This window comes from Dorea sp. MB18-49, assembly GCF_023669465.1.
Lineage (GTDB): Bacteria > Bacillota > Clostridia > Lachnospirales > Lachnospiraceae > Dorea_A > Dorea_A longicatena.
The window spans coordinates 1-1,666 of sequence record NZ_JAMOYX010000099.1 but is presented as its reverse complement, the minus strand read 5'-3'; the positions used below and the strand labels follow the sequence as shown (position 1 = coordinate 1,666).

Below are 1,666 nucleotides of genomic sequence, written 5' to 3'. Positions count from 1 at the left end.
CGTAAATAGTTTTTAAATTTTCATAATCTTCCATATAAAAATCTGATATATTTGAAAATGAATAAAGATCATTAATTGCATATCTAAATGCCTCGATATTTTCAGTATTGCTTTGTTCTATTAATGTCAGAATCCTGCCTGGATCCATTTTAGAAATAAAACTTTTAGGTACTACTTTTCTATGTTCCGTAACATACTTGTTAACATTTATTCCCCATGAATTTACATCTTCTAACATCTTTTCCATCTCTTTTTCTTGATAACTGTTATTCTTTTCTTCTATTTCAACATTTAATTCTCTGCTCTTTAGTGCATAAAGCTTTTTATCATCTTCATTTATAAAAAAACTATATCCTCCTTGTAATTCTATTCTTTCAGAAGCATTTCTAATATTATTTTTCATATATTCCACAAGCTGGTTTAAAAAAGCTTCATCAAAACCAATAGACACCAAAGCAACAAAATTATGTAATATATTCAGATATGTAGCAAACGAATACTTATCTTCGCCCATCTTCAAAATAATCTCTTCCATAAGCACCTTGACGGTTTTCTCATCCATACTTCCCCAACTTTGTATTTGTCTCGCCGGATCGTTTTCGCTCTCGGCATTTTTTTGCTCAAATTCCTCATACAAAGTAACCGTTTCAACAATTTCCCTCGAGTTCAACTTGCCATATAACACAAATTCATCAACAAACTTAAACGCTAAGCATTGATTTCTAAAGTCGAACCATCCATACAATGACCTCAACTCAAATAATTTTGGTTCTTCCCATTGCTCTATTTCTTTTCCAGTTTTATATTTCACAGATATCAAAAATATATAATCAATCATCTTTTCGAAAGTTTCTACATGTTGCTGTAAGCAATCATAAAGAGTTACTACTTTTGACAAAAAGAAAAGAAATGTCCGCAAATTAAAATGTTCATAATATTCTGCAATTTCTTCAATTTTATTTGCTTTATTGAGTAGAATTTCTCTCAATTTTTCGTCATTATTTAAGTTTCTTTCAATTAGATTGGTTATCATTTTCAGATACTCTGGTTGATATTTTACCGTTTCACCAACTACTTTTTCCTTTATTTGCTTATATGCCTGATTCCGAGCAAATACAACCTCTACTCGTTTCATTAATTTTTGAAGCGATATTTTCTGTTTTTCTGATCTTGTAGTACTTTGACTTCCATTATATCCAGAATTTTCTTCTGATTCTAAAAAGCCAAAATCCAAATTATCCTGAAGACATACTAATAATTCTTCTGGATCCACATCAAGTCTGGAAGCTGTATTAATTTCAGCTTCATTAGCGATAAGGAGAACTTTAACCTGATCATGTTCTATAAAATTATTAATATATCCCAGGATATCATTAACATTACAACTTGTTCTTTCCAAATCATCAAATATAAAAATACAGTTTTTTAAAGAAAAGCCTGTTGATATTTTATTAATGATGTTTTCTATATCAATTCCCTTCGAATCTTTTATAACATCTGACACAATTTTTGAAGTAGTGCCCAACCATGTAGGAATCTGAGGAGTGTGTTTCTTTAAAAATCTACCTGTTGTCATCTTATCTGCCATAACTTTTCGTAATTCCAAATATAATAATCTGGAAATTTCTTCCGTTTCTTTTATTCCATAAAGAGATACATACAGGAT

At 29.7% G+C, this 1,666-nt stretch carries 1 protein-coding gene; it reads right to left on the bottom strand.

All coding sequences use genetic code 11. From position 1 onward, the window contains the following. Positions 1–1,588: P-loop NTPase fold protein (locus NCY30_RS14895; protein WP_250818881.1), on the bottom strand; the 1,588-nt coding region annotated here is incomplete at its 3' end. Between the last annotated feature and the right edge of the window lie 78 nt (positions 1,589–1,666).